24 protein-coding genes are annotated in these 26,430 nt (G+C 73.5%); 12 read left to right on the top strand and 12 right to left on the bottom strand.

Annotated features, from left to right (window positions below):
• Nucleotides 1-91: 91 nt before the first annotated feature.
• Nucleotides 92-1,405, bottom strand: coding sequence for a PucR family transcriptional regulator (locus tag ACWC9T_RS22175; RefSeq protein WP_449822767.1), 1,314 nt, complete (start codon nucleotides 1,403-1,405; stop codon nucleotides 92-94).
• Between the two features lie 150 nt (nucleotides 1,406-1,555).
• On the opposite strand from ACWC9T_RS22175, the gene ACWC9T_RS22170 reads away from it, so the two are divergent.
• Entirely contained in the window at nucleotides 1,556-2,479 is a 924-nt protein-coding gene (locus ACWC9T_RS22170; RefSeq protein WP_449822770.1) for an esterase/lipase family protein, read from the top strand.
• 62 nt (nucleotides 2,480-2,541) lie between these two features.
• Here ACWC9T_RS22170 and ACWC9T_RS22165 read toward each other — a convergent pair whose 3' ends face one another.
• The gene (locus tag ACWC9T_RS22165; RefSeq protein ID WP_449822766.1) at nucleotides 2,542-3,117 is read right to left on the bottom strand and encodes a HutD/Ves family protein; all 576 of its coding nucleotides are present in this window, start codon (nucleotides 3,115-3,117) and stop codon (nucleotides 2,542-2,544) included.
• A 118-nt stretch (nucleotides 3,118-3,235) separates the two neighbouring features.
• Entirely contained in the window at nucleotides 3,236-4,393 is a 1,158-nt protein-coding gene (locus ACWC9T_RS22160; RefSeq protein ID WP_449822765.1) for an MFS transporter, read from the bottom strand.
• A 66-nt stretch (nucleotides 4,394-4,459) separates the two neighbouring features.
• Here ACWC9T_RS22160 and ACWC9T_RS22155 point away from each other — a divergent pair, with 66 nt between their 5' ends.
• Both ACWC9T_RS22155 and ACWC9T_RS22150 read left to right on the top strand, forming a co-directional pair.
• Nucleotides 4,460-5,734 (top strand): ROK family protein, encoded by a 1,275-nt coding sequence (locus tag ACWC9T_RS22155; RefSeq protein ID WP_449822764.1) that lies wholly within the window; start codon nucleotides 4,460-4,462, stop codon nucleotides 5,732-5,734.
• Nucleotides 5,735-5,902: 168 nt separating this feature from the next.
• Nucleotides 5,903-7,033 (top strand): PLP-dependent cysteine synthase family protein, encoded by a 1,131-nt coding sequence (locus ACWC9T_RS22150; RefSeq protein ID WP_449822763.1) that lies wholly within the window; start codon nucleotides 5,903-5,905, stop codon nucleotides 7,031-7,033.
• A gap of 189 nt (nucleotides 7,034-7,222) precedes the next feature.
• Here ACWC9T_RS22150 and ACWC9T_RS22145 read toward each other — a convergent pair whose 3' ends face one another.
• From ACWC9T_RS22145 to mscL, 5 genes are all read right to left on the bottom strand, one after another.
• Nucleotides 7,223-7,537, bottom strand: a complete 315-nt coding sequence (locus ACWC9T_RS22145; RefSeq protein WP_449822762.1) for a DUF6191 domain-containing protein — start codon at nucleotides 7,535-7,537, stop codon at nucleotides 7,223-7,225.
• 133 nt (nucleotides 7,538-7,670) lie between these two features.
• Entirely contained in the window at nucleotides 7,671-10,106 is a 2,436-nt protein-coding gene (locus ACWC9T_RS22140; RefSeq protein ID WP_449822761.1) for a right-handed parallel beta-helix repeat-containing protein, read from the bottom strand.
• Nucleotides 10,107-10,374: 268 nt separating this feature from the next.
• Nucleotides 10,375-11,250: an MOSC domain-containing protein gene (locus tag ACWC9T_RS22135; protein ID WP_449822760.1), complete on the bottom strand. Its 876-nt coding sequence runs from the start codon at nucleotides 11,248-11,250 to the stop codon at nucleotides 10,375-10,377.
• A 210-nt stretch (nucleotides 11,251-11,460) separates the two neighbouring features.
• On the bottom strand, nucleotides 11,461-12,240 hold the full coding sequence (locus ACWC9T_RS22130; protein WP_449822759.1) for a DUF6643 family protein: 780 nt from the start codon (nucleotides 12,238-12,240) through the stop codon (nucleotides 11,461-11,463).
• Between the two features lie 398 nt (nucleotides 12,241-12,638).
• Nucleotides 12,639-13,088 (bottom strand): large conductance mechanosensitive channel protein MscL, encoded by a 450-nt coding sequence (gene mscL, locus ACWC9T_RS22125; protein WP_449822758.1) that lies wholly within the window; start codon nucleotides 13,086-13,088, stop codon nucleotides 12,639-12,641.
• Nucleotides 13,089-13,542: 454 nt separating this feature from the next.
• Here mscL and ACWC9T_RS22120 point away from each other — a divergent pair, with 454 nt between their 5' ends.
• The 3 genes from ACWC9T_RS22120 to ACWC9T_RS22110 all read left to right on the top strand — a co-directional run bounded on the left by ACWC9T_RS22120 (nucleotide 13,543) and on the right by ACWC9T_RS22110 (nucleotide 16,475).
• On the top strand, nucleotides 13,543-14,748 hold the full coding sequence (locus ACWC9T_RS22120; RefSeq protein ID WP_449822757.1) for a glycosyltransferase family 4 protein: 1,206 nt from the start codon (nucleotides 13,543-13,545) through the stop codon (nucleotides 14,746-14,748).
• Between the two features lie 104 nt (nucleotides 14,749-14,852).
• Nucleotides 14,853-15,527: a thiol:disulfide interchange protein DsbA/DsbL gene (locus ACWC9T_RS22115; RefSeq protein ID WP_449822756.1), complete on the top strand. Its 675-nt coding sequence runs from the start codon at nucleotides 14,853-14,855 to the stop codon at nucleotides 15,525-15,527.
• A 72-nt stretch (nucleotides 15,528-15,599) separates the two neighbouring features.
• The gene (locus tag ACWC9T_RS22110) at nucleotides 15,600-16,475 is read left to right on the top strand and encodes an alpha/beta fold hydrolase (protein WP_449822755.1); all 876 of its coding nucleotides are present in this window, start codon (nucleotides 15,600-15,602) and stop codon (nucleotides 16,473-16,475) included.
• 15 nt (nucleotides 16,476-16,490) lie between these two features.
• Here ACWC9T_RS22110 and ACWC9T_RS22105 read toward each other — a convergent pair whose 3' ends face one another.
• Both ACWC9T_RS22105 and ACWC9T_RS22100 read right to left on the bottom strand, forming a co-directional pair.
• Nucleotides 16,491-17,237, bottom strand: coding sequence for an SAM-dependent methyltransferase (locus tag ACWC9T_RS22105; RefSeq protein WP_449822754.1), 747 nt, complete (start codon nucleotides 17,235-17,237; stop codon nucleotides 16,491-16,493).
• Between the two features lie 43 nt (nucleotides 17,238-17,280).
• Nucleotides 17,281-18,420 (bottom strand): glycosyltransferase, encoded by a 1,140-nt coding sequence (locus ACWC9T_RS22100; RefSeq protein WP_449822769.1) that lies wholly within the window; start codon nucleotides 18,418-18,420, stop codon nucleotides 17,281-17,283.
• A 66-nt stretch (nucleotides 18,421-18,486) separates the two neighbouring features.
• On the opposite strand from ACWC9T_RS22100, the gene ACWC9T_RS22095 reads away from it, so the two are divergent.
• Complete coding sequence (locus ACWC9T_RS22095) at nucleotides 18,487-19,257, top strand: glutamate racemase (protein WP_449822753.1); 771 nt, start codon at nucleotides 18,487-18,489, stop codon at nucleotides 19,255-19,257.
• A gap of 623 nt (nucleotides 19,258-19,880) precedes the next feature.
• Here the strand turns inward: ACWC9T_RS22095 and ACWC9T_RS22090 are convergent.
• Nucleotides 19,881-20,951, bottom strand: a complete 1,071-nt coding sequence (locus ACWC9T_RS22090) for a polysaccharide deacetylase family protein (protein WP_449822752.1) — start codon at nucleotides 20,949-20,951, stop codon at nucleotides 19,881-19,883.
• 339 nt (nucleotides 20,952-21,290) lie between these two features.
• Between ACWC9T_RS22090 and ACWC9T_RS22085 the strand changes: the two genes are divergently transcribed.
• Together ACWC9T_RS22085 and ACWC9T_RS22080 are read left to right on the top strand one after the other, a co-directional pair.
• Nucleotides 21,291-21,563 carry a hypothetical protein gene (locus ACWC9T_RS22085; protein ID WP_449822751.1) on the top strand — a complete coding sequence of 91 codons (273 nt, stop codon included), beginning with the start codon at nucleotides 21,291-21,293 and terminating at the stop codon, nucleotides 21,561-21,563.
• A gap of 346 nt (nucleotides 21,564-21,909) precedes the next feature.
• Nucleotides 21,910-22,398: an NUDIX hydrolase gene (locus ACWC9T_RS22080; protein ID WP_449822750.1), complete on the top strand. Its 489-nt coding sequence runs from the start codon at nucleotides 21,910-21,912 to the stop codon at nucleotides 22,396-22,398.
• 22 nt (nucleotides 22,399-22,420) lie between these two features.
• Here ACWC9T_RS22080 and ACWC9T_RS22075 read toward each other — a convergent pair whose 3' ends face one another.
• Entirely contained in the window at nucleotides 22,421-22,960 is a 540-nt protein-coding gene (locus tag ACWC9T_RS22075) for a PTS-dependent dihydroxyacetone kinase phosphotransferase subunit DhaM (protein ID WP_449822749.1), read from the bottom strand.
• Nucleotides 22,961-23,274: 314 nt separating this feature from the next.
• Here ACWC9T_RS22075 and ACWC9T_RS22070 point away from each other — a divergent pair, with 314 nt between their 5' ends.
• The 3 genes from ACWC9T_RS22070 to ACWC9T_RS22060 all read left to right on the top strand — a co-directional run bounded on the left by ACWC9T_RS22070 (nucleotide 23,275) and on the right by ACWC9T_RS22060 (nucleotide 26,426).
• On the top strand, nucleotides 23,275-23,532 hold the full coding sequence (locus ACWC9T_RS22070; protein ID WP_449822768.1) for a DUF397 domain-containing protein: 258 nt from the start codon (nucleotides 23,275-23,277) through the stop codon (nucleotides 23,530-23,532).
• 788 nt (nucleotides 23,533-24,320) lie between these two features.
• On the top strand, nucleotides 24,321-24,815 hold the full coding sequence (locus tag ACWC9T_RS22065) for a hypothetical protein (protein WP_449822748.1): 495 nt from the start codon (nucleotides 24,321-24,323) through the stop codon (nucleotides 24,813-24,815).
• A gap of 378 nt (nucleotides 24,816-25,193) precedes the next feature.
• Entirely contained in the window at nucleotides 25,194-26,426 is a 1,233-nt protein-coding gene (locus ACWC9T_RS22060) for an acyl-CoA dehydrogenase family protein (protein ID WP_449822747.1), read from the top strand.
• Nucleotides 26,427-26,430 lie beyond the last annotated feature (4 nt).

The raw sequence follows: 26,430 nt of genomic DNA, 5'->3' as shown, positions 1-26,430 counted from the left end.
CCGCTATGACAAGCGAGGGCACGTGTTCCTGGGCACCGTAACCTTCGCGGCCGTCATCATCTGGCTCCGCTCATGATCGGAGAGACATGGCCTAGCGCGCCGGGGAGGACTGTTCGACGGCGCGCGCGGCGAGGGCCGCAGTGATCCGCAGGACGTCGGCCGGGCTGGACGGGTCCAGGCCGGTGAGGACGGCGACCCGGCGCAGCCGGTAGTCCACGGTGTTCGGATGCAGGTGCAGGGCGCTCGCGGTGAGGCGGCGGTTGAGGCCGCCCGCCAGATGGGTGCGCAGAGTGGTGAGCAACTCACCACCGTCGGCGAGCGGTTCGAGCAGTGCGGCGAGCCGGGAGCGGGCCTGGCTGGGCCGGGTCAGCTGGTACTCCAGCAGCACGTCGTCCAGCCGGTGCAGACCGGGCGGGCGGCCGAACGCCCGGGCCACGGCCAGGACTTCGTACGCGAGCGCGGCCGCGCCGGGCACCTCGGCCGGTACGGCGGCGGCCGCACCGGCCAGCACGGGCACCCCGGCGGTGCGGGCCGCGGCGGCGAGGGTGGCGGCGAGCTGCGGCCAGGGGGCTTCGAGGGCGGTTGGGTCGGCCGGCTCGGGTTCCGGGGCGAGCGGGGCGAGGACCAGGCCGCCCGACGGGGTGAGCGCGATGAGCGCCGACTGCCGGGTGCGGTGGTCGAGTTCGGCGACGAAGCGGCGCAGCTTGCGGCGGGCGGCGATGCCCTGGTCGACGCCGGGCGCGTGCTCGTCCGGGTGGTCGGCGATGGACAGGCAGAGCACGGCGTAACCGGCGGGAAGCCGGACGCCTGCTCTGACGGCGGCCTCCTCGGCGGGAGTGCCGGCGAGCAGTGCGGTGAGCAGGGACTGCCGGGCGGTGGAGCGCCGGTCGCCGGCCGGGCGGCGACCGTCCAGGTATCCGGCGCCGGCGGCGGTGGTGGCCTGGCGGAGCTGGTCGAGCAGCAGCCGGTTGAGCACCAGCAGGTCGGCGGCGTCACCGGCGTGGGCGTCCCGGGTGACGAACTCCCAACAGACCTCCAGCCCGAGGTGGTGGGCGAGGAGTACGGCGTCCAGCGGCAGGCCCTCCTCGGCGCGGCGCGCGGCGGCCTCCCGTACGGCGCTGAACTCTGCGGTGGGGGCAGGGAGTCCGGTGCGGACGGCGTGGGCGAGGGCGCGGATGCGGCGTTCGGTGTCCCGGGTGAGCTCGCCGGCGAGCTGCTCCCGCGGGAGGCGGCGGTAGAGCGGCACGCGGTCGAGCAGGGCGGCGACCACGCTCACGGCCAACTCGCGGACGCCGCCGAGCAGTAGCTGGTCGGCCGGTCGGCCGCCGATCACCGGGACGTGCCAGGTCGGCGCGGTTTCGGGGGTGTCCGGGGGCGTGCAGTGGGGTGCGTTGTGACCGGTCACAGAGAACACCGTCCAGGTCTGGGGAACACCCAAGGGCCGGGCCGGAGGGGCGACCGCATCATTGAGCCACTCGGGTTACCTGTTGGTAACAAACTTCCGCTGTGGAGGCAACAGTTGAGAACCCCACTTCTCCGCTTCTCCGCAACTCCCCTGCGTCGTCGGCTCGGCGGAGCCTTCGGCGCGACCCTGCTGGCGGGCGCGCTGCTGGCGGGGGCGACGGCGGGCCCGGCTTCGGCCGCCCCGGCGGTCACCGCGGCCCCGGCCGCCGCCGCTGAACTCCCGCCCGACGGCGACTCGGTGGCCTCGCCGCCCGGCGCCAACGACTGGAGCTGCCGACCGACCGTCGCACACCCCAACCCGGTGGTCCTGGTGCACGGCACCTTCGCCAACCGCTACGAGAACTGGCTGGCGCTCTCCCCGTTGCTGAAGAGCCTCGGGTACTGCGTCTTCGCCCTCGACTACGGCACCATCCCCGGCATCACCTCCACCGGCAGCGGCCTGCTGCTGCCGATCGGCGGGCTCGGGCCGGTGCCCGCCTCGGCAGCCCAACTGGCGACCTTCGTCGACCTGGTGCGGAACGCGACCGGCGCGGCCAAGGTCGACATCGTCGGGCACTCGCAGGGCGGCATGCTGCCGAACTACTACCTGAAGTTCCTCGGCGGGGCCTCGAAGGTGGACCGGCTGGTCGGCCTGGCGCCCTCCAACCACGGCACGACCCTCGACGGGATCACCAAGCTCGCGCCGTACTTCCCGGGGGTCGCCGACCTGATCTACACGGTCTGCCAGGCCTGCCGGGACCAGGCGGTGGGCTCCGACTTCAACCTGACCATGGCCTCCCGTCCGGACACCGTGCCGGGGGTGAGCTACACGGTGATCTCGACGGTCTACGACGAGGTCGTCACCCCGTGGCAGACCCAGTTCCTGAGCGGGCCGGACGTCGACAACGAGGTGCTGCAGGACCACTGCCCGATCACGCTCGCCGAGCACGTGGCGATCGCCTTCTCGCCGACGGCGCTGCACCTGGTGACCAACGCGCTGGACCCGGCGCATGCCACGCCGGTGCTCTGCGGCTGAGCGCCGGCCGCTGACCGCCGCCCGTGCCCCTGGCCGTCCCGGGGGCGCGGGCGGCGCGTCGTTCAGTGGACGGGGCGGAAGGTGACGGCGGCGGTGGTGCCGCCGGCCGGGCGCAGCTCGTACGGACCGGGGGCGGTGAGCAGGGCGGCGTCGAAGCGGGCCAGTTCGGTGCCGTCGAGGGATGCCGAACCGGAGAGGCAGACCAGCAGGACGGTCGCCGCCGGCGGGGCCTCCACCAGGCCGGGTGCGCTGACCAGGTCCACGACGGCCTCGACCCGGCCGCGGCGGGTCATCACATTGAAATCCACCACCGGACCGCCGAGCAGCCGGCAGTCCGTCGTGGCGTCACCGGGGAAGGCGAACGGGCGGAACGGCGCGTCCACCCGCTGCTCGGAGCCGTCCACGGTGAGGGCCATGCCGGCGCCCTCGACCAGGGTGATCACCCGGTCGATGCCGGGGAAGGGGGAGAAGGGGCCGGCGGAGGCGACATCGGCGAGGCTGACCCGCCAGTCGAAGCCGTCCAGCCCGGCCCCGGCCGGGAACCCGGCGACCTCCCTGGTCACCCCGCCCCCGTTGAGCCACGCGGTGGCGGGGCGCTCGCTGGCGCGCAGTACCTGGATGCGTCCGCTGGTCGTCATGGGGCCGCATCCTGCCACTTTTGCGGCGGGTGCGGCAGCGGGGGCCGGGGCGAGTAACAGCGAACGGATGACAGATGGCGACAGCTGTCATCCGTTCGCTGTCATCCGTTCGCCGCCGTCAGCGCCGCCGCACCGCCAGCGGCAGGAACGCCGCCGCCGTCGCCGCGAGCGCCACCGTGGTCAGGGCCAGCGGCAGTCCGGCCGCGTCGGCGAGGAAGCCGATCACCACCGGTCCGATCAGCATCCCGCCGTACCCGAGCGTCGAGGCGAGCGCGACGCCCTGCGGGCCGCCCGTCGCGCCGGCCCGGGCGATGGCGAGCGGGAACAGGTTGGCCAGGCCGAGGCCGACCAGGACGAAGCCGCCGATGGCGACCGGCGCCGCCGGGGCGAGTGCCGCGACCAGCATGCCGACCGCGGCCGCCAGTCCGCCGAGCAGCATCAGCCGGGTCTGGCCGAGTCTGATCGACAGCCAGGTGCCGCCCACCCGCCCGCTGGTCATCGCGAAGGCGTACGCGGCGTACCCGGCGGCGGCCGTCCCGGCGCTCGCGTGGACGTCGTCGGTGAGGTGCAGGGTGGTCCAGTCGGCGATCGCCCCCTCGCCGTACGCGGTGCACAGCGCCGTCAGGCCGAGCAGCAGCACCAGCAACCGGGCGTGGCCCCCGGCCGGCCGGTCCGTCGTGCCCTTGGCCGAGGGCTCAGGCGCGACCATCGGCGCCGCCGGGCTGCGCAGCAGCACGACCCCCGCGCCGACGGTGACGGCCAGGCCCAGCAGCCCGCCGAGCGCGAGCGCCCAGGCGGTGGTGAGCCGGTCGGCGAGCAGCCCGCCGAGGCCCGCGCCCAGCAGCCCGCCGAGGCTGTACCCGGCGTGGAAGCTGGGCATGACGGGCCGTCGCAGCTGTGCTACCAGGTCGACGGCGGCACTGTTCATGGCGACGTTGGCGCCCCCGTACCCGGCGCCGAAGAGCAGCAGCACACCGCCGAGCGAGAGCACCGAGTGGGCGTGCGCGGGCAGCGGGACGGCGAGGCTGAGCAGGGCGAGCGAGCCCACCGTGACCGGTCGCGAGCCGTACCGCAGGCAGAGCCGGCCGACCACCGGCATGGTGAGGACGGCGCCGATCGACAGGCAGAGCAGGGCCAGGCCGAGGGCGCTGTGCGAGGCGCTGACCTGGCTGCGGACGTCCGGGATGCGGACGACCCAGGCGGCGAAGAGGAAGCCGTCGACGGCGAAGAAGGCGGTGAGTGCGAGCCGTGCGGGGCCCCAGGGACTGTCGGTCACCGGGGTTGTGCTGCGAGACTGGGAGGGGAATTTTGTTTCGAAGCGGCACAAAGTCACAATAGGGGCGTGCAGCTCTCACCTTCAAGCCCGAGGCCTCGCTCCGGGGCCGACCCCGACGCGCCGCGCGACGCCAACCGCCGTGCGGCCCCCGACCGCGGTCGGACGCTGCTCGGCCCTGCGCTGTCGCTCATCCACACCGGCCAGACCCCCACCCGCTCCGCGCTCACCCGCGCGCTGGACGTCACCCGGGCCACCGCCGGGGCGGTCACGGCCGAACTGGAGGCGCTCGGCCTGATCACGGTCGACTCGCGCCCGGCCGGCGGCGGTCGCGGCCGACCCTCGCACCGGCTGGCGATCGACCCCCGGGGGCCGGTGGTAGTCGCCGGGCAGATCCACGCCGACCAGCTCAGCGTCACCCTGGCCGGCCTCGGCGGGCTGCTCGACCCGCCGGTCCACCTGTCGCTGCCCGCCGCCACCGACCCGGTCCGGATGCTGCGCGCGGTCGCCCAGGCGGGTGCCGAACTGGCCCGCTCGACCGACCGCCGCTGCCTGGCCGCCTCGCTCGCGCTGCCCAATCCCGTCACCGAGCCCGACGGCACCGCGCTGGCCGCACTGCACTTCGCCTGGCCCAGCGGCACCCCGGTCGCGGACCTGTACGACGTCGAGGTCGGCCGCGCCGACCACGGGCCGAACGTCCTGCGTCCGCTGCCCACTTTCGTCGGCAACGACGCCAACCTCGCCGCGCTCGCCGAGTACCGCCACGGCGCCGGGCGCGGTGCCCGCCACCTGCTGCTGGTCACCTCCGGCCACAGCGGCGTCGGCGGCGCGCTGGTGATCGACGGCCACCTGCACACCGGCAGCGCCGGACTCGCCCTGGAGGTCGGCCACCTCACCGTCGACCCGCAGGGTCGCCCCTGCGTCTGCGGCAACCGGGGCTGCCTCAACTCCGAGACTGACCCCGACGCGCTGTTCGCCGCCGCCGGGTTCACCCCGGAGCCCGGGCGCCCGCTGCTCGACCAGGCCCGTGAGCTGTGCTGGGCGGCCGCGACCGACGAGCGGGCGCGGGCTGCGGTGGAGCACGTCATCGACCGGCTCGGGCTCGGGCTGGCCGGCGTCGCCAACATCCTCAACCCGGACCGGGTGGTGCTCAGCGGCCTCCACCTCGACCTGCTGGAGGCCGCCCCCGACCGGCTGCGCGCGGTGGTCGCCGAGCGCTGCCTGTGGGGGCGCAGCGGACGGGTGCCGATCGTCGGGGCGGAGCTGGAGCATGGCGCGCTCGCCGGCGCGGCCGAGTTGGGCTGGGGACCGTACCTGGCGGACCCGCAGTCGGTGCCGGCCTGAAGCCGGCCCGTGGCAGGGTCGGTCTGACGCGGGCCGGTCTGACGAGGGGTCGGCGGTGTCGCCCGAGGGGTGATAAGCGGAAGCTGGGCTTCTGAAAACGGTCACTTATCGTGACCCTCGTACGCTCGTAGTGAGCAGCGGGGGGCCGCAGCGAGGGAGTAGTGACCAATGAGTACCCAGCCCGGTGGGATCCCCGGCATCGAGCCGACCGTCGACGTCGACCGCTCGGACCCGCAGTACCGCGACTGGCTCAAGGAGGCGGTGCGCAAGGTCCAGGCTGACGCCAACCGCTCCGCCGACACCCACCTGCTGCGCTTCCCGCTGCCGGCCGAGTGGGGGATCGACCTCTACCTCAAGGACGAGTCCACCCACCCGACCGGCTCGCTCAAGCACCGTCTCGCCCGCTCGCTCTTCCTCTACGGGCTCTGCAACGGCTGGATCCGCCCGGGCAAGCCGGTGATCGAGGCCTCCAGCGGCTCCACCGCCGTCTCCGAGGCCTACTTCGCCCAGCTGATCGGGGTGCCGTTCATCGCCGTCATGGCCAAGAGCACCAGCCAGGCCAAGATCGACCTGATCCAGTTCCACGGCGGCGAGTGCCACCTGGTCGAGCGCTCGGACGAGGTGTACGCGGCCTCCGCCCGGCTCGCCGAGGAGACCGGCGGGCACTACATGGACCAGTTCACCTACGCCGAGCGGGCCACCGACTGGCGCGGCAACAACAACATCGCCGAGTCGGTCTTCGCCCAGCTGCGGCTGGAGCCGCACCCCGAGCCGGCCTGGATCGTCGCCACCGCCGGTACCGGCGGCACCTCGGCGACCATCGCCCGCTACGTGCACTACATGCAGTACGACACCCGGATCTGCGTCGCGGACCCGGAGAACTCCTGCTTCTTCGACGGCTGGGTGCACCACGATCCGGACGCCGTCTGCGACAGCGGCTCCCGGATCGAGGGCATCGGACGGCCCCGGATGGAGCCGAGCTTCGTCTCCGGGGCGATCGACCGGATGATGAAGGTGCCAGACGCCGCCTCGATCGCCGCGGTGCGCGTGCTGGAGCAGGTGCTCGGGAAGAAGGCGGGCGCCTCCACCGGGACGGGGCTGTGGAGCGCGCTGCGGATCGTCGCCGAGATGCGGGCGGCCGGGCGTACGGGCAGCGTGGTCGGTCTGATCTGCGACCCGGGGGACCGCTACCTCGACAAGTACTACTCCGACGACTGGCTGGTCGGAGAGCGGATCGACATCGCGCCCTACCGGGCCGCCATGGAGTCCTTCCTGGCGGGCGGCTCCTGGACGGGCTGACGCCCTCAGGCCGCGGTCGCGCCGTGGACGCCGAGGAAGGTGGCGGTGGAGCCGTGGGCGGCTGTCGGGGTAGGCGGGTCGCGGGGCGGGGAGTGGTTGGGGGCGGGTGACGGCTGACAGCTTTCAGAGTCTGTCAGCCGTCAGCCGCCATCTGTTCGCCCTCAGACCTCAGCCGTCAGCGGCCCGTCGTCAGCCGTCCGCTGGCCTGCGGATCACCGCCCGCCCGCCAGCGAGGTCGATCCCCGTGCGCTTCGGCGCGCCGTCGTGCTCGTCGTCCCGCAGCACCAGCTCGACCCGCCGCTGCTCCAGCTGCACCCGCTTGCTCGGGTACAGCAGCGCGTGCAGCTCCTCCGTCGCGGTCGCACCCGCGCCGCGCCCACCGGCCGAACCCGCCGCCGTCGGACGGGCGCGCAGTCGCCGCACCACCGCACCGAGGAAGAACAGCACCACCAGCCCGGCCGGCAGCAGTAGCCCGCCCGCCGCACCCGTCAGAAGCATGCCCATGCTGGCGTCAACGGTCAGTGCCGCAGCCGAGTTCCTGACCGCCGAGAGGAGCGCGAAGAGCGTGAAGAGCGCCCCGGCCGACGGGGCCACCGACTCCGACCGTCCCCGACCGTCCCCGACCGCCCCCGAACCCCTACGGCAGCGGCACCGTCGGCAGGTCGGTCGGCACGAGGAGCTGCAGCTCCTCCGTCGACGGGTCGGCCAGCGCCGCCACCCGCACCGCATGACGCTCGACCATCGTCTCGAACACCTGCCGGGCCGTGCGCCCGTTGCCGAAGTTGGGGCCGCGCTCCAGCCGGGCGAAGTGGTCCAGTAGCGCGCCCTCGGTCGCCTCGGAGAGCGCGTACTCGTGCTCCGCGCACTGCGCCCGGGCGATCTCCAGCAGCTCGTCCGCCGTGTAGTCGGGGAAGGTGATGGTGCGTGAGAACCGCGACGAGACACCGGGGTTGGCGGACAGGAAGCGCTCCATTTCGGCGGTGTAGCCCGCCACGATGACGACCACCTCGTCGCGGTGGTCCTCCATCAGCTTGACCAGGGTGTCGATCGCCTCGCGCCCGAAGTCCCGCGCGCCGTCCTCGGGCGCGAGCGCGTACGCCTCGTCGATGAACAGCACCCCGCCGCGCGCCCGGTCGAAGGCGGCGGCGGTGCGGATCGCGGTGGAGCCGATGTGCTCGCCGACCAGGTCGACCCGGGCGACCTCGACCAGGTGTCCGCACTGGAGCACCCCGAGCGAGGCGAGGATCTCGCCGTACAGCCGGGCGACTGTGGTCTTGCCGGTGCCGGGGGCGCCGGTGAACACCAGGTGGCGGCGCAGCGAGGGCGCCTTGAGCCCGGCCTGGCGGCGGCGCCGGCCGACCGAGATCAGGTCGATCAGGGTGCGCACCTCCTGCTTCACCGTCGCCAGCCCGACCAGCGAGTCCAGCTCGGCGAGCGCCTCGTCGGCAGGCCGGCAGTCCGGGATCGGGGCGATCGCAGACGAAGCCGAGGCCGAGGCCGCCGAAGACCCCGGAGGAGCGGCCAACACGGCCATGGCAGCGGTCAGTTGGGCCGCCCGAGGCGCCGGTACCTCAGTGGCGGCGCCCGCAGGGGCGGCCGGCCCGACATCGTCCGACGTGCACCCCTCCGTGATCGGCCCCGGCTCGGAGAACTCGAACCCGGTCCGCTCGTTCTGCTCCGTCCGGCACCGGGTGAGCTGGGTGCGGCACCCGTCGATGATGTGGAAGCCGAAGCCCTTGCCGTGCGAGACCCGGCAGTCCTCGAAGGTGCCCCGCCCCTGCGCCGAGACGTACACACCGGCGTCCGTGCTGGCCCGCACGGTGCAGTCGCGCAGCACCGGGTCGGCGCCCTTGGTGACGATGACGCCGGTGGCCACGTCCGAGATCTCGCAGCCGGTGAGCAGTCCGCCGCTGCCGTGGTCGCGGAACCAGAGCCCGGTGCCGGCCTCCTGCACCCGGCAGCCGGCCAGGGAGACGGTGGCCCCGCCGCTGACCGAGACCGCCGAGCTGCGGATCCGGCTGAACGAGCAGCCCTCGGCGACGGCGGCGGAGTCCCGGTCGAGGACGAACAGCGCGTCCGGCAGGTCGTGCAGCGAGCAGTCGGTGAGGGTGAGCCGAGCGCCGTCGCTGACCCACAGCGCCGGGTACTCGCCGGTGGAGCCGTGGATTTGGCAGGACTCGGCGACCGCCTCGGTGCCCTGGTCCCAGACCGACAGCGCGCCGCGCCCGAAGTCCCGCACGGTGCTGTGGACGAGGCTGAGCCGGGAGCGTCCGCGCAGGTCGGCGCCGTTCTCCGGCAGGTCGTGCACCCGGCAGCCGGTGAGTACGAGCTCGGCCTCGCCGTCCAGGGTCAGGCCATTGCCGGTGACCCGGTGGATCTCGCAGTCGACCAGCCGTCCGCCGGCCTGTGCCTCGGCCTGTACGCCGCTGCCACGGATCTCGTAGATCTCGCAGCCGGTCAGTTCGGCCGCGCTGCCCGGGTCGGAGAGCAGCACTCCGGCGCCGGAGGTGTGGTGGACGCGGCAGCGGTCCAGCGCGGCGGTCGCGCCGCCGAGGACGGCGAGCCCGGCCTGACCGGCCGCGGCGACCTCGCAGTCCTCGAAGGCGGCGGCGGTCCCCTCGCCTCGCAGCCGCAGTCCGAGCCCGCCGGGGTTGGCGACCACGCAGCCGCGCAGGGTCGGCCGGGCGCCGCCGCCGACCTCGATCCCGGTGGCGGAGCGGGTCTCGACCCGGCAGCCGCTGAACGCGGGCGTCGCCTGCGGGCCGGTGACCAGGACGGCCGGGCTGGAGCTGTCGCCGCCCTCGATCACCAGGTCGCGCACGGTCGCGGCGGCGGTGACGGTGAGCGCCACCCCGGAGGCCGGCTCGATCCGGACGGTGCCCGGGCCCTGGGCCGGCACGACCGTCACCGGCTTGTCCAGCAGCACGTTCTCCCGGAAGGTCCCCGGCCGGACGGTCACGGTGTCGCCCGGTTCGGCGGCCGCCAGGGCCTCCGCGAGCGTGTCGTACTCGCCCGCGCGGCGACGCCAGCGGGATGCGCTGTCCTGGGTGACCCGGACCCTGTGCTCAGCCATGACGGTCTGTCGTCCCCACCTTCGTCGTGCCGGCGATCAACGGGCCGTACGCGCGGGGTGCGCGGGCCGTCCGCCCCACCGTAGCGCGCCTGTCTGGGTGCTCCGCGCGCCCGCGGGCGCGCGGACACCGCTAGCACCCGCCGCGGCCACAGGTTCCGACCACTTGTTCAACGAGCGCGCACAGCCTGGGTTCCGTACCGCCGCCCAGGAACCGGAGCGCATGCCAACGAGCTGGAACGAAGGAGCGCCCCGGGGCACGGACGAGTGCTCAGCGTCCGTCGGCGGGCCAGAGTGCCCCGTCCTCCAGCACCTCGACGTCGTCGCCGAGCCGCAGCGCGCCGAGCACGTCGCCCTCGACGCCGGCCGGGCGCTCGGGGATCAGGTTCTGCCCGAACGCGGCCTTGCGCAACAGGCGGTGGTGCCGGGCCAGGGTGCGCAGCGGCTCCGGGCCGCGCCGCTCGCCGCTCTCCTGGTCGGTGGTGGTGATCACGCAGCGGCCGCAGGGTTTGACCACCTTGAAGGTGAGCGAGCCGATCCGGATCCGGCGCCAGCCGTCCTCGGCCCAGCCCTCGGAGCCGGCGACCACCACGTTGGGGCGGAAGCGCTCCATCGGCAGGGTCTCGTGGCCGTCCGGGTGCTCGGCGGCGATCAGCTCGTTGAGCCGGTCCAGCGAGGCGGTGGTGGTGAGCAGCAGCGGGAAGCCGTCGGCCATCGAGACGGTGTCGCCGGGCTCGCCGTACTCCGGGTCGACGGGCCGGGCACGGGGGTCGTCCAGGTGCACCAGGCGGTACTCGCCGAGGTGCTCGGCGATCCAGCCGTGCGCCTCCTCGGCGGCCTCGACGGCGCGGAAGCGGGTGCCCCAGACCTCGACCTCGGCGAGCGGGTCGCCGGCTGCGACGGCGGGGGCGGCGACCTCGATCCGGGAGCCGTCGGGGGCGGTCAGCGACAGCGAGCCGTCGGGCAGCAGGGCGACCCGGATCTGTCCGAGGGCGGCGTTCTCGCGCTGGCTGACGAAGCGTCCGGTGGGATCGGCGAGCATCCAGCGCCGGTCTCCGGCCAGACCCCAGGGCTGGACCGCGGCGGTGTCCGGGCTCAGGCGGTACATCGATTTGACGGGGTAGACGTGGAGTCCGATGAGGCGCATTCCCCCATCCTGCCAGCAGCGCTGCGGCCACCCGCACGGTCCTCGGCCCTCCCCGTACGCGCACGGACCGCCCGGGACGCCGTGGGGGGCGTTCCGGGCGGTCCGTGGATGACCCGTTTCTCCGTTCGCCCGGCGTTCAGGGGTCGCCGGGTGGTGCTCAGGTGGTGCGGGTGCGGGCCGGGTGGGGTTCGGCCCCGTGGTGCCAGGGGCTCAGTAGCCCTGGGCCTGCGACTGGTAGCCGCCCTGGAAGTTGCCGGGCTCGCCGTACGGGCCCGGGCGCTGCGGCTGCATCGGGCGGACCGGCGCGACCGGAGCCATGGCCGGGCGCAGCTGGGCGCCGCCGAAGTCGCCGCCCTGACCCTGGAAGCCGGGGGCGGCTGGGTTCGGGCCGCCGAAGGACTGCTGGCCGCCGAAGCTCTGCGGCTGGCCGCCGGGCTGGCCGTGGCCGAAACCGGCCGGGCCGCCGTTCGGCTGAGCGCCGAAGGTCTGCGGGCCGCCCTGGCCGATGAAGGTGTTCTGGCCGCCGAAGCTCTGGCCGCTGGTCGGCTGGTAGCCACCACTGGCGGTCTGCGCGAACGCCGGGGCGGCGGGCTGCGGCCGCTGGTACGGCTGGGGGGCGCCGTAACCGGGGACGGGCGGCTGCGGAGCGGCGGCGGCGTACGCCGGCGCGGGCTGCGCGGGGATGTACGCCGTGGCGGGGCCGGCGGAGGGGCCGCTGCTCGGGCCGGGGCCCAGGGCGAGGCGGGCGGGCGGCAGCGCGGGGAGGTTGCTGCCGGCACTCTCGTACCCGTTGCCGTACCGGTTCTCGTAGGACGGGGCGAGGCCTGATCCGTATCCGGACGACAGCGCCGGCGGCAGGGCGGCCGGCACATTGATGGGTGCGATCTGGGGGACGCCGCGCTCAGCCACGAGGCTGTCGTAAATCGGCGTGCCGGAGGAGAAGGACGGAGAGGGGTAGCCGACTCCGTCGTAGGAGCGGGGCGAGGTCATGGGGCATACGGTAAGCCCACAATGCGCCTGCTGAGGAGAGTGAGAGGGGGAGCAGTTCGAGTGTTTACACAGTCTTCGCTCGCACAAAGGTTTCGAAAGCGGGGAGAACGGACAAAACGGCGCTCAGTTCCGGACAACCCTGGCGCCCCGTCAGTGATCGAACAGCACCTGGACGAGGCCGCCGCAAGACCTTGCGGCGACCGGCCGGTGGACGGCTGTGGGTGCCGCGGAGAAACCTTTGCGGACAGGGCGTGCGCTGGCGCATTCGAGCCCCCGCCAGCGGTGCGACGGGGCCTCGTGAATGTTTGGGGAATAAATTTCCCGTCAGTGCCCACAGCGGGCGATCCGGACGCCGGTCGGGACGGCGATCCGAGTGGTGGGGGCCGCCTGCGGGGCCGTCAGTGCGACTGCAACGCCTGGCTCTGCGCGGGCAGGGCGGGCCGGGCGGCGATCTCGGAGGTGCAGAAGGAGCAGCGGGTCGCGGCGGCCGGGATCGAGCTCAGACACTCCGGGCAGTCCACCTTGGCGACCGGCGTCGGCTTGGTCGACTCGAAGCGGGCCTGCAGCTTGCCGACCGGCACCACCACGACGAAGTAGATCACCGCGCTGACCAGTACGAACGCGATCAGCGCATTGACGAAGAGGCCGTACGGGAACTTGGTGCCGCCCACTTCGAAGGTCTTCTGGCTGAAGTCGCCGACCGCGCCGGTGGCGACCCCGACCAGCGGAGTGAGGAAGGCACTGACGAACCCGGTGACGACGGCGGTGAAGGCCGCGCCGATCACGATGCCGACCGCGAGGTCCACCACGTTGCCGCGCAGCAGGAAGCTGCGGAATCCCTTGAACACCGGGTGACTCCGAATCCGAACGGGGAAGGAGGAGATGGGATGGCGCGGGGGCGCCCCGGCCGGACATCCTGCCGAGCGGCCAGGGCCGAGGTCCAACCGCGTTCACCCGATCCGCGTAACCGGCCGATCGCCGGTGCCCGGCCTTCCCGGCCTTCCCGGCCTTCCCGGGCGACGCGCGGGCGCTCCGCGTACCGGCCTGTCGGCAGCGTCGCGGCCGAACAATTGGGCGGAACAGCCCGCGACTTGATCCGGCCGGCGCTTGAGGCGGAGCGCGGCGGAGCGGAGGGGCGGCCGTCCGGAGCGGCCCGGGGCGAGACGGGGCGCACAGCGGTCGCAACCGGCGCACGACGGCGGGTCTTCAGCGCACATCGGGTGTACGGGCGCGGGCGCACTGGCCACCATCAGGTTGCGCGAAGGGGCTGTACCGGGCGTGGTGCTGTGCCAAGGTCTGTCCATGCCCGACCATACGGCGGCCGATTCGGCCGGAGCCCGCCCGCGCGTCCTGCATCTGATCAGTGACTCGCGCCGGGGCGGCGCCCAGAACTTCGCCCGTGACCTCCACCGGGAACTGCGCCGCCGAGGCCAGGCCTCCGCGCTGTGCGCCCTCGCCCCGCACCCTGCCGTGCCGCCCGCCCGGTCGGGTGCGGCCGCTTCGGGGGCGTGCACCGCTGGGACGGTCGTTCCGGGCACCTGCGCCGAGGAGTGCCCAGACACCGCCGGCCTGCGCGCCGCCGCGGTCCTCGGCCCCGGCCGGCTGCGCCCGAGCACCCTGCGCGCGCTGCGCTCCGCCGCCCGCTCCGCCGACGTGGTGCTCGCCCACGGCTCCGACACCCTGGCCACTTGCGCCCTCGCCCTGGTCGGCACCCGCACCCCCTTCGTCTACGTCTCGGTCGGCCACCCCCGCTACTGGACCGCCAGCCGGCTGCGCAGACTGCGCGGCGGTGCGCTGATGTACCGCGCCGCCGCGGTCACCACGCTCACCGACGAGGCGCGCGAGGTTCTGGAGGGGCAGTTCCAGCTCCCTGGGGGCAAGGTCCGGGTGATCCCCAACTCCCGTGCCGCCGAGAGCTATCCGCCCGCCGACGGCCGCGCCGAGCGGCGCGCCGCCCGGCGCGCCCTGGGCCTGCCGGCGGACGTCCTGCTGGTCGCCTGGATCGGTGCGATAGCGCCGGAGAAGCGACTTGACCTCGCCCTCGACGTGCTCGACCGGCTGCCCGACGTCCGGCTGGCCGTCGCCGGGGACGGCCCGCTGCGCGAGACCCTGGCCCGCCACCCGGCCGCCGCCCGCGCCCACTTCCTCGGCCCCCTGCCCGACCCCGTCCCGCTCTACCGGGCTGCCGACGCACTGCTGCTCACCAGCGACAGCGAGGGCGTGCCCGGTGCGCTCATCGAGGCTGCGCTGGCCGGGGTTCCCGCCGTCGCCACCGACGTCGGCTGGGTGCGCGAGGTGGTCCGGGACGGCGCCACCGGCGCGCTGGTCGCCCCGGGGGACCCGCTCGCCCTGGCCGAGGCACTCGCCAAGGTACTCGCCTGCAACCGGGCGGGCCTCGGCGCGGCCGCCCGGGCACACGCGCTGGAGCACTTCGAGCTCGGCGCGGTGGTGGACGACTGGCAGCGGCTGGTCGCCGAGGTGTGGACGGGCGCTCCCGACTCGCACTGACGGGCGGCTCGTCCGCGGGCCAAGCTGCGCCGTTCGGGCGAATCCGGGCCCGCCGCTCCGTACCGACTCACCGGTAACGAAACGTCATCAGCAGACTTCCCGATGTGAACTCGAAGTCGCTGCTGCGGTCGTTCGTCCTGCTCGCCGTCGCCGCCGGGATCGCCGCATCCCCCGTCCAGGCCGGTGCGGTGTCCCGCCAACCCCCCTCCGAGGGCGTCCAGTTCGTCAAGCTCGACCACCCGCAGCCGGTGCGCGAGAGGGCCCGCACCGAGGTGGTCGAGTTCTTCTGGTACGACTGCGACCACTCCCAGCAGCTCGAAGAGCCGCTGCAGGCCTGGGCGGAGAAGCACCGCGCGGACGTCGCGCTGCGCCGGGTCCCGGCGATCTGGCCGGGCGGCGTGGAGGAGGGCACCCAGCGCGCCCACGCGCGCCTGTACTACACGCTGGAGCGCCTCGGCCTGGTCGAGCGTCTGCAGACCGGCGCCTTCCGCTCGATCCACAACGACAAGGCCGGCCTCACCACCGAGGCCGCCGCCGTCGGCTGGGCGGTGCGCCACGGCGTCGACGCCCAGCTCTTCCGACGGGCCTACCGCTCCACCGAGGTGCGCAAGTCGGTGGACGGCGCGGCCGCCGAGTTCGTCCGCTACGGCATCAACGAGCTGCCGACCGTGGTAGTCCAGGGCGAGTACCGCACCTCGCCGACCAAGGCGGGCGGCGTCGACGCGATGCCCGAGGTGCTGAACTACCTGGTGCAGCAGGAGCAGCTGCAGAAGCGCTGAGCGTGGCCCGACCGGTGACGTGCGGTCAGCTCACCCCTTGCCTAACCATTCAGATGCTGTTTAATGGTTAGTATGAGCGAGCTGACGATCCCGCACGTCCACCACCGCTACGTCGACCTCGACGGCCTGCGCGTCTTCTACCGCGAAACCGGCCCGGCCGACGCCCCCGCCCTTCTGCTGCTGCACGGCTTCCCCTCGGCCTCGCACCAGTACGCCCGGCTGCTCGACGCGCTCGGCACCCGCTACCGCCTGATAGCCCCCGACTACCCGGGCTTCGGCCACAGCGACAGTCCCGCGCCCGATGCCTTCCGCTACCGCTTCGACACCCTCGCCGACGTGGTCGAACGCTTCTGCCTCGCGCTCGGCCTGGATCGTTTCGCGCTGTACGTCTTCGACTTCGGCGCACCCGTCGGCCTGCGCCTGGCCACCCGCCGGCCCGAGTGGATCACCGGCCTGGTGGTCCAGAACGGCAATGCCTACGAGGAGGGACTCTCCGACCAGGCGAGGGAGTTCATCGCCAACAAGCGCGGCGTCCCGGGCGCCGAGGACGCAGCCCGGTCGATCCTCACCCTGGAGATCACCCGCAGTCAGTACGAGGGCGGTACCGGCGACCCGAGCCTGGTCGCCCCCGACGGCTGGACGCTCGACCAGCACTTCCTCGACCTGCCCGGCCGCAAGGAAATCCAGGTCGAACTGGCCCTCGACTACTTCACCAACGTCGAGCTCTACCCGGCCTGGCAGGAGTGGCTGCGTGCCGAACAGCCGCCCACGCTGGTGGTCTGGGGGCTGGGCGACCCGTTCTTCACCGAGGCCGGCGCCCGCGCCTACCTGCGCGACCTGCCCGAGGCGGAGTTGCACGTTTTCGACACCGGGCACTTCGCGCTGGAGGAGAAGCTGCCCGAAATCGCCCCGCTGATCGACGACTTCCTCGCGCGTACGCAGAAGTAGCGTGCTCCGTACGGTTCAGTCGCGGCGCAGAAGATAGGTGACGAAGCCGAGCGTCCCCCGGTAGCCGTGCAGCCATTCGGTGCGGTGGCGGTCCGCAGCCTCGCGGGCGGCCGCCGCGCCCGGGTGCTCCGGGTGGTCCAGCACCCACTCGGCCAGCGAACCGGTCCAGGAGAACTCGTAGTCGTCCCACTCCCGCGCGGTGGTGACATGCGCGTACACCAGGGTCCAGCCCTCCGCGAGCACCCGGTCGGTGGTGGTCGCCAGGTCCGCGAAGTCCTCCTGGACCGCGCCCAGCCCGTCCAGCGCGGCCCGGGACGGCTCGCGCTCCCAGAAGCCCTCGCCGACCAGCAACCGGCCGCCCGGGGCCAGCAGTTCACGGGCGGCCGCGAGCGTCGGCAGCAGCCCGTCGAAGGCGTGGGTGGCGCCCACGCACAGCACCAGGTCGAAGGGCTCCTTGGCGGTGAACTCCCGGGCGTCCAGATGGTGCAGGCCGATCCGGCGCACCACACCGAGCGCGGTCGCTGTCTCCCGGGCCCGGGTCAGCGCCTCAGCGTCCAGGTCCACCCCCACCGCCCGCCAGCCCGGTCGGGCGGCCAGCGTCCGCAGCAGCCAGGCGCCCTCGCCGCAGCCGAGGTCCAGCGCCCGGCCGGACTCCTGCCCGGCGAGCGCGCGGTCCAGCAGACGGGCCACCGACCCGTCCGCCAGCGGCGCCGCGATCGGGTGGTGGGCGTGGGCGAGGCGGGAGATCTGCTGACGGTCCATCCGAGCAGTATGAATCCGCCCGGCCCGGAGCGCCGGGCTTTTCTCATGCCCGTGAGTACGTCCGGCCCTTCCAGGCCGCGCCCCGGCCGCGCCAGTGCTGCACCGCCGAGTCCACCGTCATCAGCAGGTACAGCGAGGCCGTGAACGGCAGCAGCAGCACGGCAGCGGCCGGCTGGCCGTAGTACCGGACCATCGGCAGATAGGTGCCCGCCATCAGCACCCAGGCCGCCCCGCCGGCCGCCGCCACCGCCGGAGCCCCCGCCACCAGCCCGGCCACCGTCGCCACCGGCGGCACCAGGTACACCAGCGCCAGCCCCAGCACCGTCCCGAGCAGCAGCAGTGGCGAATGCCTCAACTGGGCGTACGCGCTGCGTGACACCATCCGCCACAACTGCTCCAACCGCAGGTACGGACGGACGCTGTCCACCTCCTCGGCCAGGCCCAGCCAGATCCGCCCGCCCGAGGACTTCACCGCCCGGGCCAGCGACACATCGTCGATCACCGCCCCCCGGATCGCCGCCACCCCGCCCGCGCGCTCCAGCGTCTCCCGCCGCACCAGGGAACAGCCGCCCGCCGCGGCCGCCGTCCGGGCGCCTGGCCGGTTGCTCCGGCGGAACGGGTAGAGCTGGGCGAAGAAGTAGACGAAGGCCGGGACGATCAGCCGCTCCCAGCCGGTCTCCACCCGCAGCCGGGCCATCTGCGACACCAGGCCGAGCCCGTTGCTCTCGGCGGCGGCCACCAGGTCGGCCAGCGAATCCGGGCCGTGCGCGATGTCCGCGTCCGTCAGCAGCAGGTACTCGACGTCCGGACCGGCCAGCTCCACCCCGTGCCGCAGCGCCCACAGCTTGCCCGTCCAGCCGGACGGCAGCGGGGGAGGGGTGGTCACGGTCAGCTCCAGCCCGTCCATCGTCCGCAGCTCCGCGGCCAGCGCGCCGGTGTTGTCCGAGCTGTGGTCGTCCACCAGGATCACCCGCGCCCGCCCCGGGTACTTCTGCGCCAGCAGTGTCGGCAGACTCAGCGGCAACACCGCCGCCTCGTCCCGGGCCGGCACCACGACCGCCACCTGTGGCCAGCGCACCGGCCGGCGACGCGGCGGCAGCCGCACGTCGGTGCGCCAGAACGAGCCGTGGCAGCACGCCAGCCAGAGCCAGACCAGCAGGGAGGACGCGGCGATCCACAGCAGGACGGTCACCCCGGAAGTCTGCCGCAGAACGGGCTCCGGCGGGAGGATCGACTAAAGTCTTGCCCCGTGAAGATCGCACTGATGGACTCCGGAATCGGCCTGCTGGCCGCCGCCGCCGCCGTTCGGAAGCTGCGCCCGGACGCCGATCTGGTGCTCTCTTCCAACCCGGCCTCGATGCCGTGGGGGCCGCGCACCCCCGAAAGGATCACTGAGCTGGCCCTCGGCTGTTGCCGGGCGGCCGCCGCGTACGAACCCGACGCGCTGGTGATCGCCTGCAACACCGCCTCGGTCCACGCGCTCGCCACCCTGCGCGCCGAACTGGAGCCCGGACTGCCCGTCATCGGCACCGTCCCGGCGATCAAGCCCGCCGCCGCACTCGGCGGCCGCGTCGCCATCTGGGCCACCCCGGCCACCACCGGCAGCGCCTACCAGCGCGGCCTGATCCGCGACTTCGGCGGCACCGCCGAGGTCACCGAGGTCGCCTGCCCGGGCCTCGCGGACGCCGTCGAGCACGGCGACGACGACGCCATCACCGCCGCCATCGCCAACGCCGCCGCGCGTACGCCGGTGGGCACCGACACGATCGTGCTCGGCTGCACCCACTACGAACTCGTCGAGGACCGCATCCGCGCCGCCGTCGCCCCCACCGCCTCCCAGGCCCTCACCTTCCACGGCTCCGCCGACGCCGTCGCAGCCCAGGCCCTCCGCCGCACCGCCGACCCCACCCGTACCGGCACCGGCACCCTCACCGTCCTCCACGCGGGCGCCCCCGCCACCCTCCCCGAGGCCGCCACCCTCTACCCCCAGGGCCGTTCCCTGGCCACCCTCATCCCCTGACGGGAGCGCCGGCCCGGCCGACTTCTCACGCTGTGGCTCCCCCGACCGGCTCAAACCGGTCGCCCGGCCAGCAGCTTCTCGGCCGTTTGCACAGGAAGTCGGCGCCAGGTCGACTTCCTGTGCGGCGTGGGCCTTCCCGAAGCTTGAGACCGAGCGGAATCAGCCATCTCTCGGGCTCGACCGCTCGGCGCGGTGCGCGCCTGAGGGGCACATGCTTCCGGGCCTGATGCCTTTGGTGGGAGTCGCTCGGTCGCTCCTGTCCCCAGCGAGCACCCCGGCTGGGGCCGGCATGCCGGCCACCCAGGGCCGAACCGGGCCTGCTGGTAAGCGGGTGCTGCTCTGGCGCGGCCGGTGTCGGAGTGGAAGACGGCCTCCCGGTGCGGTGTCTCGCGCCGGTGCCGACTTCCTACCGGTGTCCGCTTCTACCGGTGTCGGCGCAGAAGCCCGTGGGCCGTCCGGACAGGCTGCGTGCCTGAGAGGCACGCAGCCTGTCGCATGAAGGAACCGAGCGGCTGGTCGGGCGTGAACTGCCCTGTGCCAGCGCGGCGAGGCATGTGCCGGAGCGAGTCCGCCACCGTGGGGGAAGCCAAGTCCCGGGTGGCTTCCCGCACGGCGGGGTGGTGTCAGGCGACCGCTTGGCGGCGCCAGCGGCGGTAGGCGGGTTCGAGGCCGGAGAGGATGGTGTCGAAGCGGCGGGTGCTGGTGGTGGAGTCGACCTGGAGGCGGCTGATCTGGAGGGGATGGGTGGGGAGGCGGGGGCCGAGGCGGTGGTCGGAGAGGAAGCCGAGGCGGTAGCCCAGTTCCTGCAGGACGGTTTCGGCACGGGGGTCGTGGCCGCCGTCGGGGTAGGCGAAGGCGGTCGGGGGTTCGCCGAGCCAGCGGGTGAGGGCTTCGTGGGCGCCGGTGATCTCGGCTCGGACGGTGGCGTCGTCGCAGCGGCCGAGGCACGGGTGCCCCTGGGTGTGGTTGCCGATGGCGACGCCGCCGTCCCGTAGGGCGAGCAGGTCGGCGGGGGTGAGTTGTTCCTGGCGGGGCGGTCGGCGGTCCGCGCTGGCCCGCAGTTCGTGCAGGCTGCGGCGCCGGTCCGGGTCGGGCATGGCCTTGAGCCGGAGGAGCAGCTGGGACGGGCGGCCGCAGTCGAGCGAGCGGGCGCGGCCGCCGTGACGGGCGAGGAAGTCGGCCTCGTGCCACCAGAAGGGGCGCTCGGTGCCGATGAGCTCGGAGATGACGAAGGCGGTCGCGGGGATGCCCCGCGCGTCGAGGGCGGGCAGGGCGTGGGTGAGGACGCTTCGGTCGGCGTCGTCGAAAGTGACCAGGACGCTGCGCGGCGGCAGCGGCCGCCGCTCGGTGACGGCTTGGAGCACGGCTTCGAGCGAGACCGGGGTGGCCAGCCTTCGCAGCCGGTCGAGCTGGGCGCCAAAGGAGCGGTGGTCGGTCACCCCGTGGTACGCGAGGACGGCGAGCCGCTGGGCGGCCCGGGCCCGGAACAGGGGTTGCACGGGGGCGAACCGCAGCCATTCGCCCCGCGCGTCCTGTTGTTCCGTCTCGGCGTGTTCCGTGGTGACGGGCGTCCGGTGCAGGCCGGCGCCGTAGTGGTCGGCCGCGCACCCGGTGGGCGGCGGCAGCGCCCGCACGCCGGGCACGGGCCTGGCGCGGGCGATGGAGATCGGTGTGGTGGACTGGGTTTGCGGCAACGGTTCCCCCTCGGTCGCCGAGCGGCGTGGCGGTCCCGCCGGAGGACGGAGCCCGGCCTCCGACTCCAGGAGGCGGCGGCTCCGCTCCCTGGGTATTCCGGTTCTTGGTGGGGGGTTCTCACCCGTCCCGTGAACGGCTCCTGGATCATTCGATGCCATTGAGACCGCTGTCCCGCATGGATGGTTGTACCGGGGGGACGAGGATTTTTCGTGGACTGATTGTGGAGCACGAACACGGCTCCGCAGGCCGGGAGAACCCCGTACGGCCGGTTACCCGGGTGCCGGATCCCTCACTCCTCGCGGGCTGCCTCGGGCGCGCGCCCCGGGTACCTTGGGTTCATGGCAGATGCGGACCGTGATCCCTTGCACCTGCACGGCGCGAGCCGGATGGCCCGGGCGTGCAGCGGTGGAGCCCTGGTCACCCACCAGATCCCGCTGGCGGTGGTCGGCCTGGCCTGCCTGGCGCTGGGCATCGTCGTGGCCGTGATCGTTCCGGACAGTGACGGACCGGCCTGGGCGATGGCGGTGGCCGGCTGCCTGGCGACGGGGGTCCTGTTGCTCGGCCGGATCGCCTTCGGGGTGTTCCGTGACCGGCGGCGCGCCACGCTCTAGCGGGAACGGAACCGGACCCGAGCCGTAACCCGACGGGAACCGTTGAGCGATAGATCAACAGATCGAGTGAAATTGGTCAGATCGACCGAATTTCATCTTGTCCGACAATCCGCCACTCCCTCTTTCACCATTCCCGGACAACGACTTCATTCTCCCCTTACTGTGAATACGTTCTTGCGGCTCGGAGCGCCGTGGATGGGGAGCGACGAGCGGCAGACCGGGTGTGGCCGCGGTCCGCCGCCGGCCCGCTCCGAACTCGTCCCTGGTGCGTCGAGCACCGCTCGCTCCGCCTCGACCTGATCATCCTTGACGGCGACCCCCCGGGGTAGCTGGATAGTCTGGGGGCGTGGCCATTCCCCCCTTCCTCGCCGAACTCCGCTCCATGGTCGGCACCCGCCCGCTCTGGCTGAGCGCCGTCGTCGCCGTCGCCGTGGACGACCGGGGCCGGGTGCTGCTCGCCCGCCGGGCCGACGACGGGCGCTGGGCACCGGTCGGCGGCATCCTCGACCCCGGCGAGCAGCCCGCCGACGGGGTGGTGCGCGAGTGTCTGGAGGAGACCGGAGTGGTGGTCGTGCCCGAGCTGCTCGCCTCGGTCACCGTCTCGCCCCAGGTCACCTACCCGAACGGCGATGTGACGCAGTACCTGGTGCTGACCTTCCGCTGCCGGGCGGTTGGCGGCGAGGCGCGGGTGAACGACGACGAGTCGCTGGAGGTCGGCTGGTTCGGGCTGGACGAGCTGCCGCCGATGCTCGACACCGAGCACGAGCGGCTGCGCCACGCCCTGGAGTGCCAGGGGCCGGCGATCTTCAGCTGGGACGGCAAGGAGCGCCCGTGAAGCCCGTCAGCCCGTGGCCCCGTCAGATCTTCCCCTGCCGGTAGGCCTCCTCCGCCGCGTCCAGCACCGCCGCCAGGTCCCCGCCCGCCGTGGCGGTCGCCGTGGCGGCCACCGCGCCCTCCACGAACGGGGCGTTGGCGAAGCGGACCGGGAAGGGCAGGCCGTGCTCGTCGGCGTCCGAGAGCAGGGCCCGGACGGTGGTGACCGCCCCGCCCAGGTCGGCGAGCACCACCACACCGTGCCCCTGGTCGACCCGCCGGGTGGCGGCGGCCACCAGTACCGCGCTGATGCCCGGCCCGTCGGTCGGATTGCCGCCGGTCGCGGCGACCGGCGCGGGGGAGTCGGATCCGGTCAAAGCGAGCGCCAGGTTGCGTACGGCGGTGGCCAGTTCCTGGCTGTGCGAGACCAGGACGATCCCGACCCGGCCGTGCGCGGCCGGCCGGGCGGGGGCCGGTCGGGGCCGCGGGGTGGGCACGGGTGGGGTGCGGGGCGCCGGGGGATGGGCCGAGGGGGCGTCGGAGATGGGGATGACGTCTGCGCGGGTGCCGTCCCGGCGGCTCATCGGCTGCTCCCTAAGGCGGGGTCGTGGGCTGGGTGGTGGATTCGGGGCCGTACGCGCCCTGGCAGCACTCTGGCAGCTGCCCCCGGCCCCCGTCGCCCGGGACACGCCTCCGGCGCGCCCGGACGAGCCGCAACGGGAGCCGACCTGGCCGCGAGGAAGGCGACGGGCCCCGCGGCGCCTCGACCGCTCCTCCAGCGGCGCTCCTCCGGGCCCCCTCCCCGCCCGGTGGAGTCCTCGTCAACCCGCTGACCGGGCCGGGGCGGTGTGGCTAGGCTGGCCATGGAATGTCGTCGGGAGGAGATCGGTCAGTGGCAGTGAACAGCGGGACGGACATCGAGGAAGCCGGCGCCCAGCCGGAGCTGGCGCCGAACGGGAAGCCGAAGGTGGACTTCACCGGGGCCGAGTGGCTGTACAGCAGCCAGGGCGTCGGGGACGTCCAGATCGCCTTCGTGGACGGGTACATCGGGATGCGGGACGGCCGCCAGGAGGACGGTCCGATCCTGGTCTTCACCCCGGCCGAGTGGCGGGCCTTCGTGCTCGGTGCCCGGGACGGCGAGTTCGACCTCACCTGAGGCCCGACCTCTCACCGAGCCGCCGGTGTACACCTGAGGCGCCGACACGTACCTGCGGAGCGGACCCCTCCGGCACGGAAGTGCGCGGTGAACGGGCCCGCTCCGCGGGTGGTTCTGCAGCTGATTTCGGCACCGGACATCACAACTGATGATCCTTTGAGCGTGCCCCGTCAGAATTTCTGTTGACTGTTAGACAAACGCAGCTCAGAGTATGAGCACAGGCAGACGCCGTGCCCACCGCCCCCACGCGGCCAGACACGGCGCCTGCTGTGCGGCCCGGCAGCGTTGCCAGGCCATCCTCCCAGTCATCCCCTGCGCACCGGGGTGCGTCGGCCGGTCCCGGCCCACAAGGGGCCGGCAGTCGCCGGGAGGCTGGCGCCGAAGCCGAGAGCGACTCGGGTGACGGCACCTTTTGCTCGGGACCCGCACGCCCCCACGCGGCGGCGTCCCGAGCAGATCCACGGGAGCGACGGGCCGGGGCCCCGCGGATCTGGCTCTTGTTGCATGGAACTGTTGGCTTGTGTGTTGTGCTGTGTGCGATGACGAAGCTGGGTGCTCGGCTTTTCGACACGACAAGTGCACAGTGAGGGATACGCGTGTAGGGCCGCGTTGCGACATGCCGTCCCCCCGGAGGGTGAAACCCAGAACGGCTGTCGTGCTGAACCGAACGTAGCCCGGACGGTTGCTCAGAGTCAACATTGGTCTCTGAGCGTCGATCTCCCGCCGGTCCCGAGTCGGTGCCCCACCCACCTCGCGAGCGCGGTGTGCCGGGCACGTACGATGTTCCCATGTCTTTTCTCCGCCGTCGCTCCGGACAGCCCGCCGGCCCGGACTTCGACGTGCTCGCGATGGACCCGGGTGACTGGCCCGGCGACTTCGGTGCGGCCATGATGACCGGCCCGGACGGCTCCTGCCAGGGGATTTTCCTGCGCTACGACCTGTTCGGCGGCAGAGGCCCGGCGATGTTCATCGGCAATCTCCCCGAGGGCTCGCCCGCCCGGGAGACCGGCGACAACGTGCCCTTCGAGGTGCGGCAGCTGCTCGCGGCGCTGGAGAACGACGAGCCGGTCGAGTTCGTCTCGGCTGAGGACTTCCCGGTCATGCTCGGGGACGACCTGTTGATCGTGAAGAAGGTCAAGGTCAGCGAGGAGCGCGTGTTCTGCGCCCAGTTCGGCCGCAGTGACGGTGTCCTGGTCACCATCGCGTCCTGGGACCGACCGATTTCGGACGACCTGTATCAGCTGCTGAAGCCGCTTCCGGCCGACATGTTCCAGCAGGGCTGACCGGGCTCGCGCCCGAGGCCCGGGCGCTGCTTGACGGCCTCGATCACCGGTTCGTACAGTCGCGGACGTGCCGTGCCGCCTCCCGCTGCTGAACCGTCGCAGGCATCTCGACCTGCCGCGGACCGCCAGGGCGGTGTGTCCGGGGCGCTGAGGGGGATTCGTCCCCGTGGCGCCGGGCAGTCGGCCTGATCCGGTCGGCGCCGAACCCGGGGGCGGGCCGTGCGTCGACCTCCGGGGCCGCCAGCCGGTTCCGCACGCCCGTACGGCGTGCCGTTCGCACCCGCTGAGCCCACGCTGCCGCCCGGAGGCACCAGCATCATGACGACCAGCTCTGCCACCGATCGTTCTTCAAACGATCGTTCCCGAACCGGATCGCCGGTGTCCGGCCAGCCCACCTCCGGCCACCCGGTTCCGAACCACCCCGGTTCAAGCCACTCCGCGCCGCCCGCGCCCGACCGCACCGCGGTCGAGGGAGCCCTGGCCGGACTGCCCCGGGTGGTCGACCTGCTCGCCGCCCGCGCCGAGGAGCACGACCGCGACGCCACCTTCCCGTACCAGGGCATCGAGGCCGTCCACGAGGCCGGGCTGCTCACCCTGACCGTCTCCCAGCGGTACGGCGGACCGGGCGGCATGCTCGCCGACACCGTCCGGGTGCTGGCCCAACTCGGCCGCGGCGATGCCTCGGTGGCCGTGGTCACCGCCTTCACCCTGCTCCGGCACGCCGAGCAGGCCCGCCGCGCGACCTGGCCGACGGCCGGCTACCGGCGGCTGCTCACCGAGTCCCGGCGTGGGCCCGCCCTGGTCAACACCCTCCGGGCGGAGCCCGGGGGCCAGCCGGGTGGACTGCCGCAGACGGTGGCCCGACGGGACGGCGGCAGCTGGCTGCTGACCGGCCGGAAGACCTACTGTACCGGCGCCGAGGCACTGGCCTGGATGGCGGTCACCGCGCGGACCGACGAGCCCGAGCTGAGGATCGGCACCTTCCTGGTCCGCGGCGAGAGCGAGGGCCTGGAGATCGACCCGACCTGGGACCAGCTCGGCCTGCGGGCCAGCGCCAGCCACGACGTGGTGCTCGACCAGGTGCGGGTGCCGGCCGAACTGGCGCTCGGCCTCGGTGCCCCCGGCCCCGGGCAGGAGGACGGCCCGGAGGCCGCACTCTCCCGCGCCTGGCAGGATCTGGCCCTCGCCGCGGTGGCGATCGGGGTCGCCCGGGCCGCCGAATCCTGGCTGGTTCGCTTCCTCAACCAGCGGACTCCGGCCAATCTGACCGAACCGCTCGGCACTCTGCCCCGTTACCGCTGCGCCCTCGGCGAGATCGAGGCCCAACTGATCGGCGCCGAGGAACTGGTCGAGGGCCTGGCCCTCCGGGTGGACCGCGGCGAGCCGGACGCCGTGGCCCGGACCGGTCCGGCCCACGTGCTGGCCACCCGGGCCGCCACCGCGGTGGTCCAGCAGGCCGTCGCGCTCACCGGCACCCCGGGGCTGAGCCGGCGTCACCCGCTGGAGCGCTACCTGCGGGACGTGCTCAGCAGCCGGGTGCACCTGGCACCGGAGGAGGCCGTCCTGGAGGCCGCCGGCCGGGCCGCCCTGGAGCAGGACGCCCGGCCCTGACCAG

The sequence above is a fragment of the Kitasatospora sp. NPDC001159 genome (genome assembly GCF_053598235.1).
This window is presented reverse-complemented; position numbering and strand designations above follow the sequence as displayed.

Excerpts from the sequence above, each read along its gene's own strand:
- ACWC9T_RS22165 (WP_449822766.1), bottom strand. The coding sequence starts at position 3,117 with ATGACGACCAGCGGACGCATCCAGGTACTGCGCGCCAGCGAGCGCCCC.
- ACWC9T_RS22150 (WP_449822763.1), top strand. The coding sequence starts at position 5,903 with ATGAGTACCCAGCCCGGTGGGATCCCCGGCATCGAGCCGACCGTCGAC.
- ACWC9T_RS22145 (WP_449822762.1), bottom strand. The coding sequence starts at position 7,537 with ATGGGCATGCTTCTGACGGGTGCGGCGGGCGGGCTACTGCTGCCGGCC.
- ACWC9T_RS22140 (WP_449822761.1), bottom strand. The coding sequence starts at position 10,106 with ATGGCTGAGCACAGGGTCCGGGTCACCCAGGACAGCGCATCCCGCTGG.
- ACWC9T_RS22135 (WP_449822760.1), bottom strand. The coding sequence starts at position 11,250 with ATGCGCCTCATCGGACTCCACGTCTACCCCGTCAAATCGATGTACCGC.
- ACWC9T_RS22130 (WP_449822759.1), bottom strand. The coding sequence starts at position 12,240 with ATGACCTCGCCCCGCTCCTACGACGGAGTCGGCTACCCCTCTCCGTCC.
- ACWC9T_RS22120 (WP_449822757.1), top strand. The coding sequence starts at position 13,543 with ATGCCCGACCATACGGCGGCCGATTCGGCCGGAGCCCGCCCGCGCGTC.
- ACWC9T_RS22110 (WP_449822755.1), top strand. The coding sequence starts at position 15,600 with ATGAGCGAGCTGACGATCCCGCACGTCCACCACCGCTACGTCGACCTC.
- ACWC9T_RS22105 (WP_449822754.1), bottom strand. The coding sequence starts at position 17,237 with ATGGACCGTCAGCAGATCTCCCGCCTCGCCCACGCCCACCACCCGATC.
- ACWC9T_RS22085 (WP_449822751.1), top strand. The coding sequence starts at position 21,291 with ATGGCAGATGCGGACCGTGATCCCTTGCACCTGCACGGCGCGAGCCGG.
- ACWC9T_RS22075 (WP_449822749.1), bottom strand. The coding sequence starts at position 22,960 with ATGAGCCGCCGGGACGGCACCCGCGCAGACGTCATCCCCATCTCCGAC.
- ACWC9T_RS22065 (WP_449822748.1), top strand. The coding sequence starts at position 24,321 with ATGTCTTTTCTCCGCCGTCGCTCCGGACAGCCCGCCGGCCCGGACTTC.